Source organism: Kitasatospora sp. NPDC051702, from assembly GCF_040681575.1.
Taxonomy (GTDB): Bacteria; Actinomycetota; Actinomycetes; order Streptomycetales; family Streptomycetaceae; genus Kitasatospora.
In genome coordinates, this window is the sequence record NZ_JBFAZB010000044.1 from 45,995 (window position 1) to 65,993 (window position 19,999).

Consider the following 19,999-nt stretch of genomic DNA (forward strand, 5'->3'; position numbering starts at 1 on the left):
CGGTCACTCCTCCCCGGGTGCCGGGTGGGGGTTGATGGCCTGCCCGTCGACGGGCTGCCCCCAGTAGTCGTCCCCGAGGGCACCCACGCAGTAGCCGGAGCCCTCCACCCAGCCGCCGGCGTCCCGGCACTGCTCGGCGGTGACGTCGCGCGGCGCGGCCGCGGCCGGTGCGGGGGCGGCCGCACCGGCGGCCAGCAGGACGGCGGTCGCGGCGGTCAGCCCCGCCCGGATCAGGAGTGAGGTGGTCATACGGGCAACGACAGCACGGAGCCGCCGGCCGCCCCCGCCGACACGCCCGCCACCCCAGACCCCCGCCCCGCCGGCGCCCCGGAATGCCGCCCGGGCGCGATGCGGTTGGATACAGGCATGGCATCTCGTGCACGTGTACGCGCCCCCGAGCTGGTCGGGGCAGGCGGTTGGCTGAACACCGGCGGCAAGGAGCTCACGCTCGCCGACTTCCGGGGCAAGATCACCGTCCTGGACTTCTGGACCTTCTGCTGCATCAACTGTCTGCACGTCCTGGACGAGCTGCGGGAGCTGGAGGAGAAGCACCGCGACACCGTGGTGATCGTCGGGGTGCACTCGCCGAAGTTCGTGCACGAGGCGGACCACCGGGCCGTGGTGGACGCCGTCGCCCGGTACGAGGTGCACCACCCGGTGCTGGACGACCCGGCGCTGGCGACCTGGAAGCAGTACGCGGTGCGGGCCTGGCCGACGCTGGTGGTGATCGACCCGGAGGGGTACGTGGTCGCCCAGCACGCCGGGGAGGGCCACGCCCACGCGATCGCCCGGCTGGTGGAGGAGCTGGAGGCGGAGCACGCCGCGAAGGGCACGCTGCGCCGCGGCGACGGCCCGTACGTGGCGCCGGAGCCGACCGCCGGGGACCTCAGGTTCCCCGGCAAGGCGGTCCGCCTGGCCGACGGCCACTTCCTGGTCGCCGACTCCGGCCACCACTCGCTGGTGGAGCTGGCCGAGGACGGCGAGACGGTGGTGCGGCGGATCGGCGACGGGCAGCGCGGTCTGGTGGACGGCACCAGCCCGCGGTTCAGCGAGCCGCAGGGCCTGGCGCTGCTGCCGGCGGGCTCGGAGTACGACGTGATCGTGGCCGACACCGTGAACCACGCACTGCGCGGGGTGCGGCTGGCGGACGGCAGCGTGACCACCCTGGCCGGCACCGGTCGCCAGTGGTGGCAGGGTTCGGCGACCACCGGCCCGGCCCTCGAGGTGGATCTCTCCTCGCCCTGGGACGTCGCCTGGTTCGACGGCGCGGTGTGGATCGCGATGGCCGGCGTGCACCAGCTGTGGTCCTACGACCCGGCCGCCGGCACGGTCGGCGTCGCGGCCGGCACCACCAACGAGGGCCTGGTGGACGGTCCGGTCGCCGAGGCCTGGTTCGCCCAGCCGTCCGGTCTGGCGGTCTCCGCGGACGGCGAGCGGCTCTGGGTCGCGGACTCCGAGACCTCCGCGCTGCGCTGGGTTTCACGTGAAACGGGCACCGTGCACACCGCCGTCGGCACCGGGCTGTTCGACTTCGGCCACCGGGACGGCGCGGCCGGGCAGGCGCTGCTGCAGCACCCGCTCGGCGTCACGGTGCTGCCGGACGGCTCGGTGGCGGTCAGCGACACCTACAACCACGCGCTGCGCCGCTTCGAGCCGGTGAGCGGTGAGGTCACCACGCTGGCCACCGACCTGCGCGAGCCCTCCGGGGCGGTGCTGGTGGACGGCGACATCGTGGTGGTCGAGTCGGCCCGGCACCGGCTGACCAGGCTGCGGCTGCCGGAGGAGGCGGTGCGGGTCGAGTCGGTCGCGCACCGCACCCAGCGGGCGGCCACCGAGGTCGCCCCTGGCGCGTTCCGGCTGGACGTGGTGTTCTCGGCGCCGAGCGGCCAGAAGCTGGACGAGCGGTACGGCCCGTCCACCCGTCTGCTGGTCAGTTCGACCCCGCCCGAGCTGCTGGTCTCCGGTGCCGGCGCGGACAGCGACCTCTCCCGCGAGCTGGTGCTCTCCGACGCGGTCACCGAGGGCGTGCTGCACGTCTCGGCGATGGCGGCGTCCTGCGACGACGACCCGGAGATCGAGTTCCCGGCCTGCCACGTGCACCAGCAGGACTGGGGCGTGCCGGTGAAGCTGACCGCCGACGGCGCGCGCCGGCTGCCGCTGGTGCTCGCCGGCATGGAGTAGGGCCGGCACCGCCCGGCGGGCGGCACCGGCCGGTACGGGACGGCACACGGCGGAGGGGCCCGGCGGAGCGCGTACGCTCCGCCGGGCCCCTCCGTGCTGTCCGGTCAGCCCTCCAGGAAGGCCTTGATCGCGCTGGCCAGCAGGTACGGGTCCTCCGCGCCGCACAGCTCGCGCGCCGAGTGCATGGAGAGCGCCGCGATGCCGCAGTCGACCGTCCTGATGCCCAGGCGGGCCGCCGTGATCGGGCCGATGGTGGTGCCGCAGGGCATCGCGTTGTTGGAGACGAACGACTGCCACGGGACGCCGGCCCTCTCGCAGGCGGCCGCGAACACCGCCCGGCCGACACCGTCGGTGGCGTAGCGGTTGTTGACGTTCACCTTGAGGATCGGGCCGCCGTTGGGCATCGGGTGGTGGCCCGGCTCGTGCCGCTCGGTGTAGTTCGGGTGGACGGCGTGGCCCATGTCCGAGGAGAGGCAGACCGTCCCGGCGAGGGCGCGGGCGCGGTCCTCCGGGGTGCCGCCGCGGGCGTACACGGTGCGGTCCAGGACGTTGCCGAGCAGCGGGCTCTGCGCGCCGGTGTCGGACTCGCTGCCGGTCTCCTCGTGGTCGAAGGCGGCCAGCACCGGGATGTACGGCAGGTCGGCGGCGCCCTCGGCGGAGGCGACGGCGGCGAGCGCGGCGGTGGCGGCGTGCACCGAGAGCAGGTTGTCCAGGCGCGGGCCGGCCAGCAGCTCGCGGTCGCGGCCCAGGTAGGAGGCGGGCTGGACGTCGTGCGTCATGAGGTCCCAGCCGGCCACGTCGGCCGGGTCGACCCCGGCGCGCTCGGCGACGTAGGAGATCAGCGAGCCCTCGTCGACCGGGCCGAGGCCCCAGATCGGGGTGAGGTGGCGCTGCTTGTCGAGCTTCATGCCGTCGTTGACCTGGCGGTCCAGGTGGATGGCGAGCTGCGGGACGCGCAGCAGCGGCTCGTCCAGCTGGACCAGCCGCCAGCTGCCGTCCTTCAGGGCCAGCCGGCCGGAGAGGCCGAGGTCCCGGTCGAGCCAGGTGTTCAGCGGAACGCCGCCGTAGATCTCCACCGCGACCTGCCGCCAGCCGGCCGAGCCGGTGTCCGGCAGCGGCTTGACCCGCAGGTTGGGCGAGTCGGTGTGGGTGCCGACCACCCGGAACGGCGTCTCGGGGCCGGCGCCCGCGGGCAGGTACCAGGCGATGAGCGCCCCGCCGCGGATCAGGTAGCGGCCGCCGGCGGCGCCGTCCCAGGCGTCGGTCTCGGCGACCTGCCGGAAGCCTGCCTTCTCCAGCCGCTCGGCGGCGCTCGCGACCGCGTGGTACGGGGACGGCGAGGTGCCGAGGAACGCGATCAGATCGTCGCTGTGCGTCCGGTCGAAGAATGCCTGGCGGGCGGCGGCGGTCGACATACTGCTCCTGAGTCGAGGGAGGGTCGAAGCCGGATGGGGAGTCGGCTTCGCACCTTGAGCATATGCCCGTACACGGACAGGGCATTCGGAACGTCCCAACGGATGCGGAACGCGGACGGAACCGTGAAGTGACGCCGCACCGGGCGGCGCACACCCAGGGATCCCCTCCGGTCGCGCACGGTCATCGCGGGTGCGGGCGGGTCCGTGCCCGCCACCACCCCGACGGGGCCGAGTGGATGACGTGCCGTCAGTTCGCGGCGGCCCCGACGTTCCACCGCCGGAAGGGAGTTGTACCACGGGGCCGGGGGACCACGGGCGCCGGGGACGCCGAAGGGCCCGGCGGGAGGCCGGGCCCTTCGGTGTGAGGGTTTCGTCGGGCGGTCGGTGGGTGCGGGCCTTAGAAGGCCTCCTCCGCCAGCTCCATGATCTCGTTGTCGATGCCCTCGGCGATCAGGCGCTGCGGGGTGACGGTCGGCAGCACGTTCTTGGCGAAGAAGCGGGCGGCCGCGACCTTGCCCTGGTAGAACGGGACGTCCTTCTCCGAGGCGCCGGCCTCCAGCTTGGCCAGGGCCACCGCGGCCTGGCGCAGCAGCAGCCAGCCGACCACGACGTCGCCGGAGACGAGCAGCAGGCGGGTGGTGTTGAGGCCCACCTTGTACATGTTCTTGACGTCCTGCTCGACCGAGGAGAGGTCGGCCAGCAGCTTGCCGACGATGGCCTCCAGGTCGCCGGCGGCCTTGGCGAGCAGGGCGCGCTCGTCGGCCAGGGCGTCGCCGCCCTCGGCGGAGCCGAGGAACTTCTGGATCTGCTCGGACAGCGCGGTCAGCGCCTGGCCGCCGTCCTTGACGATCTTGCGGAAGAAGAAGTCCTGGCCCTGGATCGCGGTGGTGCCCTCGTACAGGGTGTCGATCTTGGCGTCCCGGATGTACTGCTCGATCGGGTACTCCTGCAGGTAGCCGGAGCCACCGAAGGTCTGCAGGGACTGGGCGAGCTGCTCGTAGGACTTCTCCGAGCCGTAGCCCTTGACGATCGGCAGGAGCAGGTCGTTCAGGCGCTCGGCGGCCTCGTCGCGCTCGCCGCGGAGCTTGGCCGCCATCATGTCGTCCTGGGTGGACGCGGTGAACAGGACCAGCGCGCGCATGCCCTCGGCGTAGGCCTTCTGGGTCAGCAGCGAGCGGCGCACGTCGGGGTGGTGGGTGATGGTGACGCGCGGGGCGGTCTTGTCCAGGAACTGCGAGATGTCGGCGCCCTGCACGCGCTCCTTGGCGTACTCCAGCGCGTTCAGGTAGCCGGTGGAGAGGGTGGCGATGGCCTTCGTGCCGACCATCATGCGGGCGAACTCGATGATCTTGAACATCTGGCGGATGCCGTCGACGGTCTCACCGAGCAGCCAGCCCTTGGCCGGGTGCTTGGCGCCGAAGGTCATCTCGCAGGTGTTGGAGGCCTTGAGGCCCATCTTGTGCTCGACGTTGGTGGCGTAGACGCCGTTGCGCTCGCCGAGCTCGCCGGTCTCCCAGTCGAAGTCGAACTTGGGGACGATGAACAGGCCCAGGCCCTTGGTGCCGGGCTTGCCGCCCTCGGGGCGGGCCAGCACCATGTGGATGATGTTCTCGGACATGTCGTGCTCACCCGAGGTGATGAAGCGCTTCACGCCCTCGATGTGCCAGGAGCCGTCCTCCTGCTTGATCGCCTTGGTGCGGCCGGCGCCCACGTCGGAGCCCGCGTCGGGCTCGGTGAGGACCATGGTGGAGCCCCAGAGGCGGTCGGTCATCCGCTTGGCGACCTCGAGCTGCTCCGGGGTGCCCTCCTCGGCGATGACGCCGGCGAAGGCCGGGCCGGAGGAGTACATCCAGATGGCCGGGTTCGAGCCCAGGATCTGCTCGGCGAAGGCCCAGATCAGCGAGTTCGGGGTGACCTGGCCGCCGATGGACTCCGGGATGCCCAGGCGCCACCACTCGGCGTCCATGAAGGTCTGGTAGCTCTTCTTGAACGAGGCGGGGACCGGCGCGGTGTTGGTCTCCGGGTCGAAGACCGGCGGGTTGCGGTCGGCGTCGGCGAACGAGGCGGCGAGGTCGTTCTCGGCGAGGCGCGAGATCTCGCTCAGGATGTTCTTCGCGGTCTCGACGTCCATGTCCGCGAACGGTCCGGTGCCGTAGACCTGCTCGCGACCGAACACCTCGAAGAGGTTGAACTCCACGTCCCGCAGGTTGGACTTGTAGTGACCCATGGCCGTTTTCTCCGGTTCGTCGCTTCCGGGAGACCGCCGCGTTCGGGCGCCCCGTACCCACCAGTAGGCATCATGATGCTACCCAGCGGTAACTTGGGCAAGCCCCCGGCGGTGAATCCGCTATGAACGTGGTCACGTCCCACAAGCCGGGCCGACCACTCCTTGTCAGGATCGACGCCCGCACGAGCGGCCGCGCTCCCGCTAGCCTGTCCGTGTGTACGGATATGACCAGAACGCATACCCGGGCGACCCCTACCAGCAGCAGGCGGGTCCGCAGCCGGGCATGAACGGCATGCCCGGCGCCGACGCCTACGGCGCGCAGTCGCAGACGTCCCAGCAGCAGTCCCTCTACCCCGAACCCTCGCCGCCCTCGCTGGCGGACGCCGTCCGGGCCTTCACCACCGGCTCGATGGCGGTCGAGGACTTCCAGGCCATCTTCATCACCTCGAAGGTGCACTGCCCGCGCGGCGACCGGCCCGGCTTCCTGGCCCTGCACAACACGCCGACCCCGGTGATCCCGATGTTCAGCTCGCTGAAGGAGCTGCGCCGCTACGCCGGCAAGGACTCCAAGCACTTCACCGTCACCGGCGCCGAGGTGCTGGACCTGCTGCCGACCGGCTACGGCTTCGCACTGGACATGGAGGGCGAGCACCGGATGGTGTTCGACGCCAAGGCCGTCGAGCAGATGGTCGACTTCACGATGCGCCGGATGTACGGCTAGCCCACCCCGGGGGAGGAGCCCCGGCTCCTTCGTCACCACTTGGTTCAATTTTCAACTTGCTTGTTGTTGAGGATTGAACTATTCTCGTGGACGTAGGCCAGAGGAACCCCCCGAAGGAGGCCGACATGCCCGCCGTGACCGTCGAGAACCCGCTCGTTCTGCCGCGCGTCGCCACCCCGGACCCCGCCACCACGAGCGCCCGTCCGGTCCTGACCGTGGTCACCGCACCCGAGGGCTACGAGGGCGAGGGCTTCCCCGTCCGCCGCGCCTTCGCCAAGATCAACACCAAGTACCTCGACCCGTTCATCATGATGGACCAGATGGGCGAGGTGGAGTACGCCGCCGGCGAGCCCAAGGGCACGCCCTGGCACCCGCACCGCGGCTTCGAGACGGTCACCTACCTGATCGACGGCGAGTTCATCCACAAGGACTCGCACGGCGGCGGCGGCCACCTCGGCGGCGGCGACACCCAGTGGATGACGGCCGGCTCGGGCCTGCTGCACATCGAGACCCCGCCCGAGTCCCTGGTGGCGACCGGCGGCCTGTTCCACGGCATCCAGCTGTGGGTCAACCTCCCCGCCTCCGACAAGATGACCGCACCGCGCTACCAGGACATCCACGGCGGCCACGTCAAGCTGCTCTCCACCCCGGACGGCGGCGCGATCCTGCGGCTCATCGCCGGCGGAATCGACGGCCACCAGGGGCCGGGCGTCACCCACACCCCGATCACCCTGATGCACGCCAGCATCACCCCGGGCGCCCGGGTCACCCTGCCCTGGCGGCCCGACTTCAACGCGCTCGCCTACGTCCTCAACGGCGACGGCACCGTCGGCGCCGAGGCCCGCCCGATCCGCACCGGGCAGGCGGCCGTGTTCGGCGAGGGCGACACCATCACCATCACCGCCGACGCCCGGCAGGACTCCCGCCACCCCAACCTGGACGTGATCCTGCTCGGCGGACAGCCGATCCGCGAGCCCGTCGCCTGGTACGGCCCGTTCGTGATGAACAGCCACCGGGAGCTCCAGCAGGCCATGGAGGACTTCCAGGCCGGGCGGCTCGGCTCCATCCCGACCGACGCCTCCTGACACCGGCGCCCGGCCCGCACGACGACGGCCCTCCGGCCCCCCGCACGGGGCCCGGGGGGCCGTCGTCGTGCCGCGCACCCCCGCGCGGTGCCGCGCGCACCGCTACAACAGGGCGTACAGCGCCGAGGCGTCGTCGTGCGCCTTGCCGCGCGGCCAGCGCTCGCAGGCGGCGTCGGCCCGCTCGACCTCGCGGACCTGGGCGATCAGCTCGGCCGGCCCGGACTCCGCGAGCAGCCGCAGCACGTCCGCCCAACTGCCCAGCCCGAAGCGCTCGGTGTAGCGCGAGGCGCCGTCGGTGAGGGCGGCCAGCGCGCGCAGCCGCTCCAGCCGGACGAAGCCGGTCTCGGCGTGCCCGGCGGCCTTCGGACTGGCCGCGGCGATCCACGGGCCGTTGCCGCGGTTGCGGGCGGCCCGGACGGCGAGCGCGTACTCCAGGTGCAGCGCGGCCCGCTCGGCCGTGCCGGGGACGGTCGACCAGACCTGCCGGCGCAGGCCCTCCCCCCCGGGGAAGCGCTGGTTGTCCCCGATCACCTTCGGCGGGCCCTCCTTGTACTCCAGCACCAGCAGCGAGTCGCCGAGCACCAGGTACTCCAGCGACTCGCCGTGCCGCCGGGCGGCGACCACCATCGCGGCCGGGGTGTTGGGGTGCCCGAGGTCGCAGCGGCCGCCGTGCAGGGCGGCCGTCTCCACGATGGCGTCGGACAGGCACTCGGCGATCGAGCGGTCCACCCGGTCGGTGAGCCGGGCGAGCAGGTGCACGCCCAGCCGGCGGACGTACCAGGCCGTCCCGTGCCGGCACCCGGACTCCAGGCCGGTCGGCGAACTCGCACCGTCCAGCAGTACCAGCGCCTCCGGCGAGGCCGCCGCGAAGTCCTCGCTCTCGCGGTCCGGCCGCCGTGCTTCCCCTGCGAGCTGTAGCTGCATCCCGACAGTGTGGCCGCCGCCCCCGGCCCACGCCCAGACCCGTGCGCCGGAGTGGCGCGGGCCGGTCCCCGCCGCCCGGTGGCAGCCGGGGCAATTCGGCCATACCGTCGGATAAGGACTGGACAATTCGGCCAATCAGGGCCACTCAGGTTTGGTAGCACCTTCGGGTGTCAGGGCGGCCCGGGACTGACGAGGAGCAGGACATGGTCTGGCAGTTCATCGTGCTGGTGGCCGCCTCGCTCGGCTTTCCGACCGCCGCGCTGCTCTTCCTGATCGGCGGGCCGCGCTTCCCCGACGAGCAGCGCGGCGGCCGGCACGCGCGGACCTGACCCTCCGGACGGAACGGGCCCCGGCCGGGTCAGGGCCGCCAGGCGGGGTCGCGGCCCAGCAGCGCCAGCGCGCGCTCGAACCGGCCGCCCCGCGCGTCCGGCTCCAGCCGCGGACCGAAGGCCTTGCCCGGGGTCCGGTTCTCCGGCGCCGCCGGGACGGCCTCGGCGACCGCCGACAGGGCGGCGGCCAGCGCCTCGTCGGCGTCCACGGCGGAGACCAGCGGGGCCCGGGCGCCGACCGCGGCGGCGACGTCCCAGCCGTGCACCAGGGTGTCGAGCAGGTGGAAGCCCACCGCCAGGTCCGTGGGGACGGCCGCGTCGGGGCGGATCTCCGGGAGCCGGACGGCCGCCCGGCCGGCCGCCGCGGCCTCCCGGAACGCCGCGGTCAGTTCGGCGCCGGTGCGCCGGAAGGCGCCCGCCGGATCGTCCCCCACCGGGGCGTCCGCCCAGAGCGCGAGGTCGGGCCCGGCTCCGCGGGCGGCCGCGGCGAACCCCTGGTGCTGGCCGACGACGTGCGCCAGCAGCCGGCGCAGCGGCCAGCCCGCGCACGGGGTCGGCAGGTCGAGCTGCTCCGGCCGTACGGTGTCCACCACCTCGGCGGCCAACTCCAGGGACCGGGCGTGCAGTTCGACCTGTGCGTGCAGTCCGACGAGCTTCATGCGGCGGCGACCTCCGGGCCGGCGGCGGACAGGAATCCGATCACCTGGTCAACGACGGCCGGTTCCGCGACGATCCGGCGGTGGCCGAGGCCCCGGGTGACGACCAGGTCCAGCCGATCGGCGTAGGCCTCCTTGAGCCGGTGCGCCTGGGCCAGCGGGACGACGTCGTCGCCCTCGTCGTGCAGCACCAGGACCGGCAGGTCGACCGCCGCGCTCCGGCGGGCGGCGTCGTAACGCTCCCAGACGCCCGCGTCCCCGCCGAACAGCTCGCGTTCGACGCGGTGGCGCAGCGCGCGCTCGACGGCGCCGTTCAGCCCGAGCCCGGCGCAGAAGGCGGCGGGGAAGAAGCCGACCTCGGACACCCCGGAGACGGCCGCCATCCGGCCCGCCCGCAGGCCGTCGGCCAGTGCGCCGAAGGCGGCGCAGACGCCGAGCGAGTGGGCGACGACCCCCTCGAACGGGCCGTACCGCTCCTGGAGCAGCAGGGCGAGCTCGCGGAACTCCAGCACGCTGGTGGTCCGCCCGCCGGAGTCGCCGTGGCCGGGGGCGTCGAAGGCGACGGCGCTGAGGCCGAGCTCCCGCAGCCGGGGCACGAAGGGGGCGAACCGGGAGGCGCGGGAGCGCCAGCCGTGCAGGAGCAGGACGGGCCGTTCGCCGTCGCCCCAGCGGTACCCGACCACGGGCTTGCCGTTCACGACGAGGCGCTCGGTGGCGGCCTCCCGGTGGACGTCCTGCTCGGCCGGGCGCACCCGGCTGCGTCGCAGCGGGCGCTGGAACAGCTCGAACGCGGCCCGGCCGGCCGGGCCGGGGGCGAGCCGTGCGGCGGGGTTGAGGACGGTGCGGATCAGTGCCTGGGCCGGGTCCATCGGGTCTCCCTGTCGGTGCTGACGGGCGTGGGGCCGTGCTCGGGGCGAGATATTAGCACGATCGTTCGTGCAGTTTTATGGGGCCGGGACGGCCCCGCCCACTACCCTGGGCAGCACGCACCGGACGAGCACGGGGGTGGACGATGGCCGGACCGACCACGGACGGCAGGGTCCTGCGCGGCGAGGAGACCCGCCGGGCCGTCCTGCGCCGAGCCGTCGCCGTCGCCTCCGTCGAAGGCCTCGACGCCCTCTCCATCGGCCGGCTCGCCACCGACCTCGGCCTCAGCAAGAGCGGCGTCTTCGCCGGCTTCGGCTCCAAGGAGGAACTGCAGCTCGCCACCGTCCGGGCCGCCCGCCGGATCTTCGCCGACGCCGTCGTCGCCCCGGTCGCCGACACCCCGCCCGGCCTCGGCCGGGCTCGCGCCCTCTGCGAGAGCTGGCTGGCCTACTCGCGGGCCCGGGTCTTCCCCGGCGGCTGCTTCTTCTACGAGGTCACCGCCGAGTTCGACGCCCGCCCGGGGGCCGTCCGGGACGCCCTCGCCGAGTGCGCCGTGGAGTGGCACGGCGTGCTCGCGGACGCCCTCGCCCGGGCGCGCGACGCCGGCGCACTGCGGCCCGGCACCGACCTCGACGACCTCGCCTTCGCCCTGGTCGCCGTCCTGGAGACGGCCAACGCCCAGGCCGTGCTGCACGAGGACGACACCCCGTACCAGCGGGCCGGCCGCCTCCTGCTGCGGCTGCTGCGCGCCGAGGCCACCGACCCTGCCGACCCGGACCTGAGCCCGGGCCCGGCCCAGGGCGCGAACTAGGCGGTCTCCGCCAGCACCCGTTCCAGCAGCGCCGCCCGGCCGAGCAGCGCCTCGTCGCCGCCCGCCGCGCCGACCACCTGCAGGCCCAGCGGCAGCCCGTCCGCCGTCCGCCCGGCCGGCAGGCTCACCGCGGGCAGGCCGAGGTGGCTCCAGGGCAGCGACATCACCGCGTCCCCGGTGGTGTGCAGGCCCTCCGGCGCACCGCCGGTCGCCGAGGGCGCCAGCCAGAGGTCCACCCCGGCCGCGGCGGTCGCCCCGGCGACCCGCTCCCGCAACCGCTCCCTGGCCTGCAGGGCGGCCGCCCGGTCCTCGGCCGCGACGCCCTGGCCGACCCGGATGCTCGCGACCGTCTCCGGCCGGTACAGCCCGCCGAACCGGGCGAACCAGTCCGCGTGGCTGCGGGCCAGTTCGAAGCGGTTGATCGTCTGCAGCTGGCGGGTGATCTCCGCGAAGTCCGGGAACAGCGGCACCCGGCGCACCGTCAGCCCGGCCCGCTCCAGCCGGGCCAGCGTCGCCTCGAAGGCCCGCAGCGCCGCCGGTTCGGCCCGCTCCAGGTAGGACCCGCCCGGCACGCCCAGCACCGGCGCCCCGGCCCGCTCCTCGCCGGCCCGCTCCTCGCCGGCCCGCTCCTCGCCGGCCCGCCAGTCGTCGCAGAGCAACGCGGCCGCCAGGGCCGCCCCGGCCAGGTCGGCGGTGAACACCCCGAGGGTGTCGAAGCTCGGCGCGTTCGGGAGCACCCCGGCCGTCGGGATCCGCCCGTACGTCGGCCGGAAGCCCACCACCCCGCAGTACGCGGCCGGCCGGATCACCGACCCCACCGTCTGGGTGCCGACGGCCAACGGCACCAGCCCTGCCGCGACCGCCGCCGCCGAGCCGCTGCTGGAGCCGCCCGGGGTGTGCCCCGGGTGGTGCGGGTTGCGGGTCGGGCCGGGCGCGCTCGCCGCGAACTCGGCGGTCACCGTCTTGCCCGCGACCAGGGCGCCCGCCGCCAGCAGCCGGTCCACCACCACGGCCTGCGGGCCGGCCAGCACCCCCGGCGGCAGCGCCGAACCGCCGTGCGTGGGCAGGCCGTCCACGTGCACGACGTCCTTGATGCCGACCAGCACCCCGTACAGCGGCGGCCGCCCGGCCCGGTCCGGGTACCGCGCGGACAGCGCTCGCGCCCCGGCGCTCAGCCGGTCGTGCCGGCCCGGCTCCGGGACGAACGCGTGGATCAGCGGGTCGACCCGCTCGACCAGCCCGCAGAACCGGTCGACGTGCTCGGACGGGTCCCGGCTCCCGGAGCGCAGTTCGGCGGCCTCACGACTCAACGACCTTGGCCGGACGAGGGGTTGTTCCATGCCGATCACGATAGACCGGGCGCCGGCGACCGTTACGGGTGCTCGGCCGCCAGGTACGGCTGCTCGCGCAGGAAGTACGCCCCGCAGGTGTGGCAGCAGAGTTCGGGGGTCTTGCCCCAGTCCACCGCGTCCCGCACCTGCGCGGCCGCATCGAGCTCCCGGCCGCACATCGCCACGTTCTCCGCCCCCCGGACCATGTGCCACAACCGCACTTCGCCGGCCGCACCCCCGGCCCCGTACTCGGCTCGCATCTGGTGCATCATCCATCCATCGTCCGACCGCCCCCCGGCTCCGGCAACCGGGGCACGGACACGCTCCGCAGCCGTGCGATCGGAAAATGCCGATCCCGATCGAATTCAGCCACCGGAACCCGATAGGGTCACGGGCGCGACAGCCGACGGCGCCATTCGCCGAGGCTCAAGTCGCCCCAAAACGGACTCATTTCACCCAAAGCTGGAGCACTCATCGTGCGCTCTTCCCGCCTTCTGGCCGCGTCCACCCTGGTCGCGCTCTCCCTCGGCGCCACGGTCGGCGCCGCCTCCGCCGGTGCCGTCGGCATCACCCCGACCGCGACCGCCACTCCGAGCGCCACCGCCACCCCCAGCGCCACGGCCACTCCGAGCGCCACCGCGACGGCGACCCCGAGCGCCACCGCGACGGCGACCGCCAAGCCGCCGACGAACCTGCCCACCCCGCCGGTGCCGGCCCCCAGCGGCGGCCCCTGCCACGGCGTCCTCCACCAGGACCTGAAGGTCACCGGCTCCGGGCTCGCCAAGGCCACCCTGGTCAAGGGCGGGCCGGCCCAGGAGGCCACGGTCACCTTCGAGAACACCAGCACGGTCGACCTCAAGAAGGTCGACGGCTACTTCCTCTTCAGCGACGCCGGCCAGACCGAGGGCGCTGCCAACCCGGTCACCTGGGGCAAGGAGTCCTTCACCATCCAGGTGAAGCTGCCCGGTGGCGACTGGAAGACCCCCGCGCCGGAGAGCGTCAAGGGCAACATGTCCTACCTGATGGTGGACCTGGGCGAGTACAAGATCGCCAAGGGCGAGAAGCTCACCTTCCAGGTGCGCCTCGCGGCCACCGACAAGGCGCTCGTCTCCCCCTACTTCGCCCAGCTGAGCGTCAACTCCGAGACCTTCGAGCGCAAGGACGTGCCGGGCGCCCCCGCCACCGACAGCTGCCTCAACTTCGGCGGCGACTACCGCGTCAACGACCTCTTCAAGGTCGTCGACGCCGCCGCCCCGGGCACCCCGGCCACCGGCACCACCGCCACCACGGCCGCCGCCCGCCCCGCCGCCTCGGCCTCGCCGTCGGCCGGCCCGCACCTGGCCGAGACCGGTGCCGACTCCAACACCCTGCCGATCGCCCTCGGCGGTGCCGCGGTGCTGGCCGCCGGTGCCGGCACCCTCTTCTTCCTGCGCCGCCGCAAGGCGGGCTCGCAGGGCTGAGCCGTCCGCGGATGAACGACCGAGGGGCCCGGAGTGCTGCACTCCGGGCCCCTCGGCGTCGGCCCGCTCCGGCCCCGGCCCGCGTCAGGAGGCCGCCCGCAGCAGCGCGCCGTCCTGCCACTTGAGGATCTTGTCGAAGCTCACGATGGCCCCCCGCAGCGGATGGTTGCGCAGCTGGACGTGGTCGGTGAGGGCGTGGATGAGGAAGAGGCCGCGACCGGACTCGGCGGTGAGGTCCGGGAGGGCGTCCAGGTCGACCGGCCGCAGGCTCGGCGCCGGGGGGCGGGCCGGCAGCACGTGGGTGTCGTACGGGTGGCCGTCGCGGCGGGGGCGGTGGGCGGTGAGCACCCGGGCCGGGACGGTGGCGCGACCGCGCCGGGGGCGGCGGTGCGCGAGCGGCCGCAGCACCGGGGGCGCCGGCCGGCGGTGCGGCAGCGGCGGCACGGCCACCGCCGCGGGGGCGGGCAGGCCCGGGCCGGAGTCGACGACCTCGATCCGCAGCCGGTCGCCGCTGATCGAGGCGGTGACCTGGAAGCCGTCGTCGGGCCGGCCGGCGGCGCCGTGCTCGACGGCGTTGGCGCAGGCCTCGCTGAGCGCGACGCCGAGGTCGTGGGCGACCTGCGGGTCGACGCCCGCGGTCGCCATGGCGCCGAGCAGGATGCGGCGGGCCAGCGGAACGCTGGCCGGGTCGCGCTTGAGGTGCAGAGTCCACCAGATGTCCACGGGAGGTCCCTCCTGGCTGCGGCTCCACATACAACTAGGTATCTCCGGGCGATTCCGCGGTGAACCGTGCCCGGGGGCCGCTGCCGCCCGTTCGGCGGATGGACTGGGGCCGTGGTCTGTGCCGAGTGGCGCACTCACCGCCCTGCACGCCGCCGCCGAACGGGGCATTCGTAGGGATTTCCCACCCTGCCCGCGTCGGCGGTGTACGCGATGAGATGATGTCCCGGCCATGACTGCCCTCGCCGCCGCCCCGCTCCCGGGCGCCCCCGCACCGGACGCGCCGGTCGGGGCCGCCGCCTGGGACCTGCGGCTCCTCAGGGCCGTCCCGTTCGCGCTGGTCTGCACCCTGATAGCGGCCGCCGGGCACGCCCTGGCCGGCGGCGGGAACGTACCGCCGACGGCGCTGGCGACGGGCTTCGCCGCGGTGCTGGTGCTCGCGGTGGCGTGCGGCGGGCGGGAGCGCTCGCTGGCTGCCATCGCCGGTGCGCTCGGCGCGGGCCAGCTCGCCCTGCACTGCCTCTTCCACGGCCTCGGCGGCCAGGCCGCCGGCATGGCCGGGATGGCCGGGATGCACCACGGCGGCTCCGGCCCGCTGACCCTGCCGCAGGTGGCCGGCCGACTGATCTGCAACGAGGGCCGGCCCGGCACGCTGGCCGGCCTGCCGGGCGCCCCGTCCGCGGAGCAGCTGGTCTCCTCCGCCGGCCTGGACCCGAACGCCTACGCCGTCGCGCCGTGGTGGCAGGGCGGCGTGTTCGGGATGACGCCGTCGATGCTGGCCGGGCACCTGGCCGCCGCGCTGGTGGCGGGCTGGTGGCTGCGGCGCGGCGAGGCCGCCCTGTGGCGCCTGGTGCGGGTGGCCGCCTCGGCGGCCCGGGAGCACTGGGCGGCGCCGCTGCGTTCGGCCCTGGTCCTGGTGGCCGCGCTGCTGCGCGGGCTGTTCGGCGCGGCCGGGCCGGTGCGCCGGTTCGCCGCCCGGGGCGGGGAGGTCCTGCTCCCGGCGGGTGCCGCGCTGCGGCACAGCGTGGTGCGGCGCGGTCCGCCGTGCGGGGCCCCCGCGTACTAGCCCGTCCCGGCTCCTTGGTGCCGGTTCGCGCGGGTGCGCGGCGTCCGGGCCGTTCCCGCGTCCTGCTCGCGGCGGCCCCCGGTTCAGCCCCCACGCCCCCCGCACGGCCCCGCCGAGGCACGGTCCCACCGTCGCCCGGGAGCGGGCCGGCCACCGAGCTCCGATCGGAGACCCCGCATCATGCGTTCCCTTCCCACCCGTCGTCTCGCCGCCGTCGCCCTCACCGCCGCCGCCTCCGTGGTCGCGCTGGCGGGCCCCGCGTTCGCGCACGTCACCGTGAACCCCGGTGCGGCCCAGCAGGGCGGCTACACGGCCGTCGACTTCCGGGTGCCGAACGAGAGCGACACCGCCTCGACCGTGAAGCTGGAGGTCAACCTCCCGCTGGACCACCCGCTGGCCTCCGTCCGGACCCTCCCGATGCCGGGCTGGACCGCGACCGTCGAGAAGGCCAAGCTCGACAAGCCGCTGAAGGTCCACGGCAGCGACGTCAACGAGGCCGTCTCCAAGATCACCTGGACCGCCGACGCCGGCACCAAGATCGCCCCCGGCCAGTTCCAGGAGTTCCGGGTCTCGCTCGGCCCGCTGCCGACCGACGCCGACAGCCTGGTCTTCAAGGCCCTGCAGAGCTACGACAACGGCGACGTCGTCCGCTGGATCGACGAGTCCAAGGACGGCCAGCCGGAGCCGGCCAAGCCCGCCCCCGTCCTGAAGCTCACCAAGGCCGCCGCCGGCGACGGCCACGACGACTCCCACGGCGTCACCGCCTCCCCGACCGCGGCCGCCCACGGCGACAGCTCGGACCACGCCGCGGCCGCGGACGGCGGCAAGAAGGCCGACGACTCCACCGCCCGGGTGCTCGGCGTGGTCGGCATCGTGGTCGGCGTGATCGGCACCGCCGTCGGCGTGCTCGGCCTGCGCCGCCGGAGCAGCGGCTCCGCCAACTGACCCGTCCGCCGGCGGGGCGGCCCCGGGCACTCCCCGGGGCCGGCCCCGCCGGCGCTCCACCGCGCACGATCGGAACCCCATGCCCCGCACCACCCGCACCACCCGCCTGGCCGGCGCGGCCGCCGTCGCGCTCGCCGCCGCCCTGACCCTGTCCGCCTGCGGCTCCTCCGGCGGCTCGGCCCCCGCCAAGGTCACCCAGCAGAAGGCCGACTCGCCGTACCAGGGCACGGTGCTCAGCAAGAACTTCGAGAAGCCCGACCTCCAGCTGACCGACACCTCCGGCCAGCCGTACGACCTGCGGCAGAAGACCGCCGGCAGGAGCACGCTGCTGTTCTTCGGCTACACCAGCTGCCCGGACGTCTGCCCGACCACCATGGGCGACATCGGCGTCGCGATGAAGGCCCTGCCCGCCGAGGAGCGGCAGAAGATCGACGTCGTCTTCGTCTCCACCGACCCGCAGCGCGACACCCCGAAGGTACTGCGCACCTGGCTGGACTCGATGGGCACCGACTTCATAGGCCTCACCGGCGACCTGGCCAAGGTCAAGACCGCCGCCCGGTCGCTCGGCATCATGATCGAGGACCCGGTGGTCAACCCGGACGGCACCGTCACCTCGACCCACGGCGCCCAGGTGCTGGCCTTCCTCCCGTCGGACGACAAGGCGCACGTGCTCTACCTGAGCGGCACCGAGGAGAAGACCTACGAGCACGACCTGCCCCTGCTCGCCAAGGGAGTCGCGGCGTGAGCGCGCGGACCGGCCGCCCGGCGCTCGGCTTCCGGCGCACGGCGCTCACCGGCGCGGTGCTGGCGACGGCCCTGGGCGGCGGCGCCATCCTGGTCGCCTGCGGGGCGGGCGGCCAGGACGGCGCCGGCGGCGGGCCCGCGCGGCTGAGCTTCGCCGACTCCTACATCCCGCTCCCGCCGGCCGGCGGGATGGCCGCCGGCTACCTGACCGTGCGCAACGACGGCGGCCGGGACCAGCTGGTGAAGGTCAGCAGCCCAGGCGCGGAGTCCGTCACCATGCACCGGTCGACCCAGTCCAGCATGGAGCAGGTCGAGAGCCTGGACGTGCCCGCGCACGGCGCGCTGCAGTTCGCCCGCGGCGGCACCCACCTGATGATCATGGGATGGCAGAAGGCCCCCGCGCTCGGCGACGAGCTGGAGCTCGACCTGACCTTCGCCAGATCCGGCACCCTGTCGGTCAAGGTGCCGGTCAAGGAGCTCACCTACCGACCCGGCCACAGCTAGAGGGGACCCGCCAGCATGGAGAAGGCCTCCCACCGCCGCATCGCCGGACTGCTCGGAGTGCTCGGCGCGCTGCTCGCGCTGATGCTCGCCGGCGCCGGACCGGCCTCCGCGCACGCCACCCTGGAATCCACCGACCCGCACCAGAACTCGGTGGTCGCCGCAGCCCCGCAGGCCGTCACGCTGACCTTCAGCGAGTCCGTCTCGCTGTCCGGCGACTCCGTCCGGGTGCTCGACCCGGCCGGCAAGGCCGTCGACAGCGGTGACCCGGGGCACGCCGACGGCAAGTCCAACACCGCCCGGGTCGGACTGCGCGGCGGACTCGCCAACGGCACCTACACGGTGGCCTGGCGGGCCGTCTCGGAGGACTCGCACCCGATCGGCGGCGCCTTCACCTTCTCCGTCGGCGCCCCCTCGGACACCTCGGTGTCCGCCACCGCGCTGCAGGGCGCCAAGGCCGACGGCCTGGTCGCCGCCCTCTACGGCACCGGTCGCACCGTCGCCTACGCCGCGTTCGCCCTGCTCGCCGGCGTCGCCGGGTTCGTCCTGCTCTGCTGGCCCGGCGGGGCGGCCCGGCGCCGGGTGCAGCGGCTGCTGATGACCGGCTGGACGGCGCTGCTCGCCTCCACCGTCGCGGTCCTGATGCTGCGCGGCCCGTACGAGCGCGGCTCCGGGATCGGCAAGGCGCTCGACCTCTCCCTGGTGCGCGCCACCCTGGACGAGCGGATCGGCACCGCGCTGGCCGCCCGGCTGCTGCTGCTCGCCGCGAGCGGGGTGTTCCTCTCGCTGCTGGTCGGCCAGTTGGGGCAGCCCGCCCGGCCCGCCGCGACCGGTGCCGGGGGCCCGGAGGCGGAGGCCGACGCCGAGGACGCCGAACTGCGGGAGCTGGAGCAGCGGGCCGCCGAACGGCCCCAGCGCGAGGCCCGGCTCGGCCTCGGGGTCGCCGGGCTGGTGCTGGCCGTCGCCCTGTCGGCGACCTGGGTCGGCGCCGACCACGCCGCCGTGGGCATCCAGGTCTGGCTGGCGCTGCCACTCGGCATGCTGCACCTGATCGCGATGGCGCTCTGGCTGGGCGGCCTGGCCGCGCTGCTGGTCGGCCTGCGCGAGGGCGTCGGCGCCGAGGTCGTCGACCGCTTCTCCCGGATCGCCTTCGGTGCGGTCGCGGTGCTCGTCGCCACCGGCCTCTACCAGTCCTGGCGCGGCCTGGGCAGCTGGGGCGCCCTGACCGGCACCGAGTACGGGCGGCTGCTGCTGGTGAAGACCGGCTGCGTGCTCGCCATGCTGGGCGTCGCGTGGACCTCCCGCTCCTGGCTGGCCCGGCTGCGCTCGGCCCCGGCCGAGGCCGCCGAGGTCGAACCCTCCGAGGTGCCGGAGCCGGTCGGCGCCGCGGCGCGGTCCGCGGACCCGGTCCGGCAGGCCCAGCTGGAGCGCCAGCAGGCCGCCCGGCAGAGCGCCGGACGCGACCGCGGGCTGACCCCGACCCGCGCCGGACTGCGCCGTTCGGTGCTGGTCGAGGCGGCGGTCGCGGTGGCCGTCCTGGTGGTCACCACCCTGCTCACCAACTCCCCGCCCGGACGGGTCGCGGGAGAGGTCAAGGCCGGGGCCGCCGCCCCCGCCCCGGCCGGCCCTGCGGCGGGGGACGCACCCGCCCCGCAGACCGAGCCCGGCCGCACCGTCGAGCTCAAGCTGCCGTACGACACCAAGGGCCGGACGCCGAACGCCAAGGGCACCGCGACCGTCACCCTCAACCCGGCCCGGACCGGCCCCAACGAGGTGCACCTCAAGCTGGACGGCGCGGACGGCCAGCCGGTGGAGGTCCCGGAGGTGGAGCTGGCCTTCACCCTGCCGGACCGCGACCTCGGCCCGCTGCCGGTGGCGCTCACCCCCGAGGGCACCGGCCGGTGGAGCGGCTCCGCACAGCTGCCGCTGACCGGCACCTGGGTCGTGTCGGTGCAGATCCGCTCCTCCGACATCGACCAGACCACCCCCACCCAGCAGTTCAAGATCGGCTGACCT

Annotated in this window: 20 protein-coding genes; 11 read left to right on the top strand and 9 right to left on the bottom strand. The window is 74.5% G+C overall.

The features are described from left to right. Positions 1–3: 3 nt before the first annotated feature. A complete protein-coding gene (locus AB0N04_RS29735) occupies positions 4–249 on the bottom strand; it encodes a hypothetical protein (protein WP_360213173.1) in 246 nt (81 codons plus the stop codon). A 117-nt stretch (positions 250–366) separates the two neighbouring features. On the opposite strand from AB0N04_RS29735, the gene AB0N04_RS29740 reads away from it, so the two are divergent. Next, positions 367–2,181 carry an NHL domain-containing thioredoxin family protein gene (locus tag AB0N04_RS29740; protein ID WP_360213175.1) on the top strand — a complete coding sequence of 605 codons (1,815 nt, stop codon included), beginning with the start codon at positions 367–369 and terminating at the stop codon, positions 2,179–2,181. 104 nt (positions 2,182–2,285) lie between these two features. Here the strand turns inward: AB0N04_RS29740 and AB0N04_RS29745 are convergent, their stop codons facing one another. Continuing rightward, complete coding sequence (locus AB0N04_RS29745; protein ID WP_360213177.1) at positions 2,286–3,596, bottom strand: M18 family aminopeptidase; 1,311 nt, start codon at positions 3,594–3,596, stop codon at positions 2,286–2,288. A 397-nt stretch (positions 3,597–3,993) separates the two neighbouring features. Then, positions 3,994–5,823, bottom strand: a complete 1,830-nt coding sequence (locus AB0N04_RS29750; RefSeq protein WP_360213179.1) for an acyl-CoA dehydrogenase — start codon at positions 5,821–5,823, stop codon at positions 3,994–3,996. A gap of 292 nt (positions 5,824–6,115) precedes the next feature. Here AB0N04_RS29750 and AB0N04_RS29755 point away from each other — a divergent pair, with 292 nt between their 5' ends. Together AB0N04_RS29755 and AB0N04_RS29760 are read left to right on the top strand one after the other, a co-directional pair. Continuing rightward, on the top strand, positions 6,116–6,544 hold the full coding sequence (locus AB0N04_RS29755) for an SseB family protein (protein WP_360213255.1): 429 nt from the start codon (positions 6,116–6,118) through the stop codon (positions 6,542–6,544). Between the two features lie 125 nt (positions 6,545–6,669). Continuing rightward, positions 6,670–7,629: a pirin family protein gene (locus AB0N04_RS29760; protein WP_360213181.1), complete on the top strand. Its 960-nt coding sequence runs from the start codon at positions 6,670–6,672 to the stop codon at positions 7,627–7,629. Between the two features lie 102 nt (positions 7,630–7,731). Here the strand turns inward: AB0N04_RS29760 and AB0N04_RS29765 are convergent, their stop codons facing one another. Then, positions 7,732–8,553, bottom strand: a complete 822-nt coding sequence (locus AB0N04_RS29765; RefSeq protein ID WP_360213183.1) for an integrase — start codon at positions 8,551–8,553, stop codon at positions 7,732–7,734. A 203-nt stretch (positions 8,554–8,756) separates the two neighbouring features. Here AB0N04_RS29765 and AB0N04_RS29770 point away from each other — a divergent pair, with 203 nt between their 5' ends. Next, positions 8,757–8,882 (top strand): hypothetical protein, encoded by a 126-nt coding sequence (locus tag AB0N04_RS29770; protein WP_360213185.1) that lies wholly within the window; start codon positions 8,757–8,759, stop codon positions 8,880–8,882. Positions 8,883–8,911: 29 nt separating this feature from the next. Here the strand turns inward: AB0N04_RS29770 and AB0N04_RS29775 are convergent, their stop codons facing one another. Both AB0N04_RS29775 and AB0N04_RS29780 read right to left on the bottom strand, forming a co-directional pair. After that, entirely contained in the window at positions 8,912–9,541 is a 630-nt protein-coding gene (locus AB0N04_RS29775; protein WP_360213187.1) for a TIGR03086 family metal-binding protein, read from the bottom strand. Continuing rightward, the gene (locus AB0N04_RS29780; protein ID WP_360213189.1) at positions 9,538–10,407 is read right to left on the bottom strand and encodes an alpha/beta fold hydrolase; all 870 of its coding nucleotides are present in this window, start codon (positions 10,405–10,407) and stop codon (positions 9,538–9,540) included. Before AB0N04_RS29780 ends, AB0N04_RS29775 begins: the two co-directional genes overlap by 4 nt. Positions 10,408–10,550: 143 nt before the next feature. On the opposite strand from AB0N04_RS29780, the gene AB0N04_RS29785 reads away from it, so the two are divergent. Beyond that, entirely contained in the window at positions 10,551–11,216 is a 666-nt protein-coding gene (locus tag AB0N04_RS29785) for a TetR/AcrR family transcriptional regulator (protein ID WP_360213191.1), read from the top strand. Here AB0N04_RS29785 and AB0N04_RS29790 read toward each other — a convergent pair. Continuing rightward, entirely contained in the window at positions 11,213–12,556 is a 1,344-nt protein-coding gene (locus AB0N04_RS29790; protein WP_360213193.1) for an amidase, read from the bottom strand. The genes AB0N04_RS29785 and AB0N04_RS29790 overlap by 4 nt on opposite strands. Positions 12,557–12,588: 32 nt before the next feature. Continuing rightward, positions 12,589–12,819: a hypothetical protein gene (locus tag AB0N04_RS29795; protein ID WP_360213195.1), complete on the bottom strand. Its 231-nt coding sequence runs from the start codon at positions 12,817–12,819 to the stop codon at positions 12,589–12,591. A 204-nt stretch (positions 12,820–13,023) separates the two neighbouring features. Between AB0N04_RS29795 and AB0N04_RS29800 the strand changes: the two genes are divergently transcribed. Further along, positions 13,024–14,007, top strand: coding sequence for an LAETG motif-containing sortase-dependent surface protein (locus tag AB0N04_RS29800; protein WP_360213197.1), 984 nt, complete (start codon positions 13,024–13,026; stop codon positions 14,005–14,007). A gap of 84 nt (positions 14,008–14,091) precedes the next feature. On the opposite strand, the gene AB0N04_RS29805 is transcribed toward AB0N04_RS29800, so the two are convergent. Continuing rightward, positions 14,092–14,730 (bottom strand): ATP-binding protein, encoded by a 639-nt coding sequence (locus tag AB0N04_RS29805; RefSeq protein WP_360213199.1) that lies wholly within the window; start codon positions 14,728–14,730, stop codon positions 14,092–14,094. Positions 14,731–14,959: 229 nt separating this feature from the next. Between AB0N04_RS29805 and AB0N04_RS29810 the strand changes: the two genes are divergently transcribed. The 5 genes from AB0N04_RS29810 (at position 14,960) to AB0N04_RS29830 (ending at position 19,996) form a co-directional block, all read left to right on the top strand. Continuing rightward, on the top strand, positions 14,960–15,793 hold the full coding sequence (locus AB0N04_RS29810; protein WP_360213201.1) for a hypothetical protein: 834 nt from the start codon (positions 14,960–14,962) through the stop codon (positions 15,791–15,793). 180 nt (positions 15,794–15,973) lie between these two features. Then, complete coding sequence (locus AB0N04_RS29815) at positions 15,974–16,738, top strand: YcnI family protein (RefSeq protein WP_360213203.1); 765 nt, start codon at positions 15,974–15,976, stop codon at positions 16,736–16,738. Between the two features lie 79 nt (positions 16,739–16,817). Beyond that, positions 16,818–17,483: an SCO family protein gene (locus AB0N04_RS29820; protein WP_360213205.1), complete on the top strand. Its 666-nt coding sequence runs from the start codon at positions 16,818–16,820 to the stop codon at positions 17,481–17,483. After that, a complete protein-coding gene (locus tag AB0N04_RS29825; protein ID WP_360213207.1) occupies positions 17,480–17,986 on the top strand; it encodes a copper chaperone PCu(A)C in 507 nt (168 codons plus the stop codon). Before AB0N04_RS29820 ends, AB0N04_RS29825 begins: the two co-directional genes overlap by 4 nt. A 15-nt stretch (positions 17,987–18,001) precedes the next feature. After that, positions 18,002–19,996, top strand: a complete 1,995-nt coding sequence (locus AB0N04_RS29830; RefSeq protein ID WP_360213209.1) for a FixH family protein — start codon at positions 18,002–18,004, stop codon at positions 19,994–19,996. Positions 19,997–19,999 lie beyond the last annotated feature (3 nt).

Coding starts and splice junctions, on each gene's coding strand:
- AB0N04_RS29735 (WP_360213173.1), bottom strand. CDS start 249: ATGACCACCTCACTCCTGATCCGGGCGGGGCTGACCGCCGCGACCGCC.
- AB0N04_RS29745 (WP_360213177.1), bottom strand. CDS start 3,596: ATGTCGACCGCCGCCGCCCGCCAGGCATTCTTCGACCGGACGCACAGC.
- AB0N04_RS29820 (WP_360213205.1), top strand. CDS start 16,818: ATGCCCCGCACCACCCGCACCACCCGCCTGGCCGGCGCGGCCGCCGTC.
- AB0N04_RS29780 (WP_360213189.1), bottom strand. CDS start 10,407: ATGGACCCGGCCCAGGCACTGATCCGCACCGTCCTCAACCCCGCCGCA.
- AB0N04_RS29830 (WP_360213209.1), top strand. CDS start 18,002: ATGGAGAAGGCCTCCCACCGCCGCATCGCCGGACTGCTCGGAGTGCTC.
- AB0N04_RS29815 (WP_360213203.1), top strand. CDS start 15,974: ATGCGTTCCCTTCCCACCCGTCGTCTCGCCGCCGTCGCCCTCACCGCC.
- AB0N04_RS29790 (WP_360213193.1), bottom strand. CDS start 12,556: ATGGAACAACCCCTCGTCCGGCCAAGGTCGTTGAGTCGTGAGGCCGCC.
- AB0N04_RS29775 (WP_360213187.1), bottom strand. CDS start 9,541: ATGAAGCTCGTCGGACTGCACGCACAGGTCGAACTGCACGCCCGGTCC.
- AB0N04_RS29765 (WP_360213183.1), bottom strand. CDS start 8,553: ATGCAGCTACAGCTCGCAGGGGAAGCACGGCGGCCGGACCGCGAGAGC.
- AB0N04_RS29740 (WP_360213175.1), top strand. CDS start 367: ATGGCATCTCGTGCACGTGTACGCGCCCCCGAGCTGGTCGGGGCAGGC.
- AB0N04_RS29755 (WP_360213255.1), top strand. CDS start 6,116: ATGCCCGGCGCCGACGCCTACGGCGCGCAGTCGCAGACGTCCCAGCAG.
- AB0N04_RS29750 (WP_360213179.1), bottom strand. CDS start 5,823: ATGGGTCACTACAAGTCCAACCTGCGGGACGTGGAGTTCAACCTCTTC.
- AB0N04_RS29795 (WP_360213195.1), bottom strand. CDS start 12,819: ATGATGCACCAGATGCGAGCCGAGTACGGGGCCGGGGGTGCGGCCGGC.
- AB0N04_RS29760 (WP_360213181.1), top strand. CDS start 6,670: ATGCCCGCCGTGACCGTCGAGAACCCGCTCGTTCTGCCGCGCGTCGCC.
- AB0N04_RS29785 (WP_360213191.1), top strand. CDS start 10,551: ATGGCCGGACCGACCACGGACGGCAGGGTCCTGCGCGGCGAGGAGACC.
- AB0N04_RS29810 (WP_360213201.1), top strand. CDS start 14,960: ATGACTGCCCTCGCCGCCGCCCCGCTCCCGGGCGCCCCCGCACCGGAC.
- AB0N04_RS29770 (WP_360213185.1), top strand. CDS start 8,757: ATGGTCTGGCAGTTCATCGTGCTGGTGGCCGCCTCGCTCGGCTTTCCG.